Source organism: Lysinibacillus mangiferihumi (genome assembly GCF_003049665.1).
Lineage (GTDB): Bacteria > Bacillota > Bacilli > Bacillales_A > Planococcaceae > Lysinibacillus > Lysinibacillus mangiferihumi.
On record NZ_PYWM01000072.1, the window covers coordinates 1 to 5,342 of the forward strand.

General features: G+C 35.5%; 5 protein-coding genes. 2 read left to right on the plus strand and 3 right to left on the minus strand.

Annotated features, from left to right (window positions below; translation table 11 throughout):
* Positions 1-124: 124 nt before the first annotated feature.
* Both C9J37_RS27100 and C9J37_RS27105 read right to left on the minus strand, forming a co-directional pair.
* Entirely contained in the window at positions 125-1,075 is a 951-nt protein-coding gene (locus C9J37_RS27100) for a GGDEF domain-containing protein (RefSeq protein ID WP_107897879.1), read from the minus strand.
* Positions 1,041-1,934, minus strand: coding sequence for an EAL domain-containing protein (locus C9J37_RS27105; protein ID WP_107897880.1), 894 nt, complete (start codon positions 1,932-1,934; stop codon positions 1,041-1,043). Before C9J37_RS27105 ends, C9J37_RS27100 begins: the two co-directional genes overlap by 35 nt.
* A gap of 258 nt (positions 1,935-2,192) precedes the next feature.
* Between C9J37_RS27105 and C9J37_RS27110 the strand changes: the two genes are divergently transcribed.
* The gene (locus C9J37_RS27110) at positions 2,193-3,350 is read left to right on the plus strand and encodes a PucR family transcriptional regulator (RefSeq protein ID WP_107897881.1); all 1,158 of its coding nucleotides are present in this window, start codon (positions 2,193-2,195) and stop codon (positions 3,348-3,350) included.
* A gap of 107 nt (positions 3,351-3,457) precedes the next feature.
* Complete coding sequence (locus tag C9J37_RS27115; protein WP_107897882.1) at positions 3,458-4,333, plus strand: DMT family transporter; 876 nt, start codon at positions 3,458-3,460, stop codon at positions 4,331-4,333.
* 48 nt (positions 4,334-4,381) lie between these two features.
* On the opposite strand, the gene C9J37_RS27120 is transcribed toward C9J37_RS27115, so the two are convergent.
* Entirely contained in the window at positions 4,382-4,954 is a 573-nt protein-coding gene (locus tag C9J37_RS27120; RefSeq protein WP_069513035.1) for a YitT family protein, read from the minus strand.
* Between the last annotated feature and the right edge of the window lie 388 nt (positions 4,955-5,342).

Sequence of the window (5,342 nt, forward strand, 5' to 3'; positions counted from 1 at the left end):
CACTCTGCTTCGCGGGTATTTCACTCTGCTCCGCGGGTAAACCAACCTATTTCGCGGGTAATTCACTCTATTTCGCGGGTATCCCTCTTTGTTCCGCGGGTAATTCACCCTACATCTTAAATATCTAATGAATAAGGTAGGTTGCTTTGTCATTAATTAAATAACAGCTTCCACATATCTTTTTGCATTCCTTTTTTAATCGTGCTACTGCATCGGATAGTTGGTCAACTGAAGTAAATTGCTGGTATTCATTTGTAATCACAGCAATAGATAATGAAGTACATGTAAAACGCTCTAATTTTCCAGTCCTATTAGGAACTTGTAATTTTACTAGATCCTCTAGCTCATAAAAATCAATAATTTGTGCATCAAACTCTTCTATAATCGTTTGACAGATGATTGTGACTTCATAGTGTGGGAGTATAGCAACAAAATCATCGCCACCTATATGTCCTAAAAAATCTTCTCCACCTGCAATATTTCTTTTGAGAACATCTGTTAAATACAGTAAAATTTTGTCTCCTTTATTAAAACCATAGGTGTCATTATACGTTTTAAAGTGATCCAAATCAAAATAAATGAGACTATATTTTTCAAGATGTAATGCAGCTTGTAATTTTTCTTCTATTAATTTATTGCCAGGTAAGCTTGTTAGTGGGTTTAAAAAACTAGCAATCGCTACTTGCGTCTCTACAAGCTTTAACAACAGTTCTCTAATACTGACCACACCAAAATAGACACCTTTTTTAATGACAATGATATCATCATATAGGTCCTCTGCTCGTCGGCCCATCGCTTCCGTGCTGACTTCTATAATAGGTGTGTCATAATCTACAATTAGAGGTTTATCTTTAATAATAAGCTGATTTTGTCGACCCATAAATAAATTATAGCCATAGCGTGTACCAATTTTTTGATAGAAATGTGTGCGGGTAATATGTCCAATTGGACTGCCATCTCGTACAACAACAACACTTCGCAATGATGGATTGCTTGTAAAAAGGATATCTACATCTTTGTTTTTCACAAATTCATCAATACTAGGAACGTTTTCTGTGACTTCTCCTATCTGCATGGTCATCCACCCTTAATTCCCCCAATTGAATGTCTTTTGATGGCCTCCCTAACGCATACCCTTGTGCATAATGGATGCCAATGTCTTGTAAATAATTGATCTCCTCTTGCCGTTCTATGCCTTCTGCTATAATTTTTGTTCCAGCTTGCTCCGCATATTTCATAAGCAATGTAACAAGCTGCTGCTGCTCACTGTTTTTATCGATATATTGAATTAACGAACGATCCAACTTAATAAATTCTGGTTTTAAATAAATCAATGTTTTTAAACTATTATAGCCGGACCCCATATCATCCACTGCAATTCGATAGCCCTGCGAACGATAATGTGATAATACCCTTTCGAACTCTACAAAATCTAACACAGCGCTGCGTTCTGTTAACTCAAAGACTACCTGCTGTGGTTTAATACCGAGCTCTTTTAGCAGTTGTAATGTTTCTCCACTATTATATTTTTTATCCAGTAATACATTAGGGTGGATATTAAGAAATAGGATATAATCTTGGTTTAGTAACTCCCCGTGCAGGCGCTCTTTGAAGCGTTGCAATGATAGGTTACGACAAAAGCATTCAAATAAAAACACGCAATCCGTTTGCCCTACAAATTCATAAAATTGATCGACACTGTTAAATAAACCAGAGGGCGTTGGTCTATTCAATGCCTCAAATCCCATTGTTTGCTCTGTTTGTAAATCCACAATCGGTTGAAAAAAAGTATGTAAATCTTTTGTTTCGATAATTTTTTTTAATGCTTTTAAACGTTTTATATATAAAGTATTGCTTTGATGCTGTTCATATAGATGATTTAAATATAAGAATAAATTGCTTGTCTTTACGCTTTGTCTCACAACAGACTCCATTTCTGCACCTCTTAAATTGGTTATTAGTATCCATTGTAAGCTTTAATTGTAAACGCTCTGTGAAGTAGTTGTAAAAAGAACGAAGTTGATTTTAGAATCATCAAGTGAAGGGATTGTACTGAACATAGTTATTTTTTGAATATACGCTCTATGGATACAATAAAATTTGCAATAAAAGACAATAACTATATTCATTTATCTTAAAATGATGGTACGATACTTAATAATAAATTACTGGAAAGGTAGCTAGATTCCATAATGAACGTAAAAAACTTTTTGCAATTGCCGATTACAAAGGATTTTACAGTCGTTGCAGGTAGCAACGGTTTACATAAACCTGTCCAAAATGTTGAAATTCTAGATTTTGAATTTTCGCCTGATATTCACACTGTTCGAGAAACGATATTTACACCAAATAGTGTAATCCTTAGTAGCTTATTATTTGCAAAACAACAGCCTGATTATTTAGTAAATGCTGTAAAAAATCTGATTCAGTTAGAAGCAAGTGCTTTAGCATATAAGCCTGTTATTTATAATGAGCTACCAGAGGAAGTACTCGCCTTAGCAAATGCACATCATTTCCCAATACTGCGATTTGGTGGGGATGAATTTTTTGAAAAAATTATTTTAGAAACAATGGCTTACGCAAAAACGCAAGACTATACATTCTTTTTAGAAACCATTATGAAACGTCTCATTAACGAAGATGTCTCTGCCGAACAAATCACATCTTTTTTACAACAATTGAACAAACCGTTTGAAAAATATGTATTCGTAGCGAATTTTCAAATGCAAGCCGTATCGAATGCACAATGGATGCAATCTTTTTTGCAATTGGAGCCACTATTAAAAACAGGCGTTATTTGCAAATACAAAAATAGCCTCTTTATCTTAATGACCAATCTATCACAGCATTTTCAATTTGAAAAATTTCTTAATGAATGGCTTACAATATATGATATTTCTACAGACAAACTGACTGTTGGCTATAGTCAGGTGCATAGCACACAAACGGCACTTCACCTTGCAGTACGGGAAGCTTTCGCTGCCCGCTTAATGGCAGAAATTGATATGACCCCTACTTGTCATTACACACAGCTTGGTTCTGATAGCTTGCTTATTGAGTTACATCGCAAAGATCCTCAATTTGCCATGCATTATGTAAAAAACTATCTAGGGCCCTTACTTGATGAAAAGGTTGATACAGATTTCATCAATACCGCAATCACCTATATCGCAAAAAAAGGTAACATAAAAGAAGTAGCAGTTGCGCACTTCTGCCATCCAAATACTATCCGATATCGCATGGCAAAAATCCGCCAATTAGTAGCACCGCTAGATAATGATTATGTTTTTTATGAACGTTTATCAGCAGCCGTTAAATTGTACTTATTACATAGTAAAATAGCAGAATAAACATTCGCTTTGGAATAAGTACAAAAAAACGCCTGAAAGTTTAGAAACAAAGTCAAAATATTTTCTTCCTTCTCATGCTATTCTTATTGGAGTTAGGAGGAAGAAAGATGAAACAATACATAGCTGATGGCATGCTACTTACAACTGCTATCGTTTGGGGTAGTGGGTTTGTTATTACAGCCATTGCACTAGAATATTTAACTGCTTATCAAGTGATGGCAGGAAGATTTATATTAGCTTCGATTATACTAACCGTCATTTTTGGATACAGATTAAAAAAAGCAACAAAATCAGTCGTTTGGAAAGGTGTTTTACTAGGCACGATATTGTATATTGCCTTTGCCCTTCAGACAGTTGGTTTACAATATACGACTCCCTCTAAAAATGCATTTTTAACCGCTGTTAATGTAATCGTTGTTCCACTTATTGCTTATGCCGTCTATAAACGCCGAATCGATGGTTACGAAATCATTGGCTCTATTATAGCGCTTGTTGGAATTGGCTGTTTATCATTACAAGGCTCCCTCACAATGAATATAGGAGATGCCCTTTCTCTAGCATGTGCTGTTGCCTTTGCTTTTGATATTTTTTGTACAAACCTTTTTGTACAAAAGGAAGATGCAATCGCTCTTACCATTGTGCAGTTTATAACAGCATCCGTTTTGGGTATCTTGGTCGTCGTCAGTCAAGGCGATATCCCCACTAATCTTGAAAAAGAAGCTATCTATTCAATCATTTATTTAGGGATTTTTTCAACTACTATTGCGTACCTTTTCCAAAATGTGGCCAATCAATATACAACTGCTACAAAGGCAGCCATTATCTTGTCAACAGAATCCTTTTTCGGTATGGTACTTTCGGTAATATTTTTGCATGAAGTACTGACAGGTAGAATGGTTATTGGCGCAGTATTAATTTTACTAGCTATTTTAATTGCGGAAGTAAAACCCGCCTATCCAAAAAAGCGGATGATGAATAACTGACCTTAACGTTCACCTATAAATAGTTTCAGTGTTTACTGAAGCTATTTTTTATTTTGCATAACTGGTTATCATACTTGTCGTAATACCAACTACTAACACAGTAATTATGGAAAGGATTAATGTATTAGAAGATAACAGAAACCCACCTAAAACGATAACAATCGAATCAATAAAAAAAATAAGAATCCCCACATTAATGCCTGTTTTATCACTTAAAAACTGTGCAACGAGATCTGTTCCACCAGTGCTTGTCTGAAAGCGAAGCATTAAACCGATGCCAAAACCAACTAAAATGCCCCCAAAAATTGCACTATAAATCGCATCGATTTGAATTATATTTCGTATAGGCTTCAACAGGTCAATAATAAAAGACGAAGCAATTAAGCCATGTACACTATTGTAGAAATAAGCTCTGTATTTAAACCAAGCTATAACAAATATTGGAATGCTTAAAATAATAATCATAAGTCCGATTTTTAGTTGATACAAATAGTACAAAATAAGGGCTACCCCTACAACGCCTCCGTCTAGTATTTGGTATGGTGTTAAAAATAGATTAATGCCTAATGATATACAGATACTACCTATTATGATGACCAAGCCTTTCTTCAGAAAAAACATACAACCCCCCTCCGAGACTAAGCATGTCTTATAGTATGAAAAAATTGATTTGAACATGTTTGTGGACTTTGCCTAACCACCAAGAGCCTGGGACAAAAGAGAAAAGGTGTTAGATTGATGGCAGTCAATCTAACACTTTTTTGCTGCGCCGTTGTTGTCCGCTTCGGCGGTGCTTTCCGCTCAGCACAGTAAGCCGCAACCCTCGCTATGCGCGGAATGCCCGCGTCTTACGCTGCGTGCGTCCCACAGGAGTCACCGCCTCATAGCCGTGTACTTAAGCTAAATTAAATTATTTTTAATAAATACCTCTTCTAAGTTAGTATAAAAATGAAAACTTAGAGGAGGTTTTTTTATGTACAATCAACACAATTTGTATTTGAAAGAATGT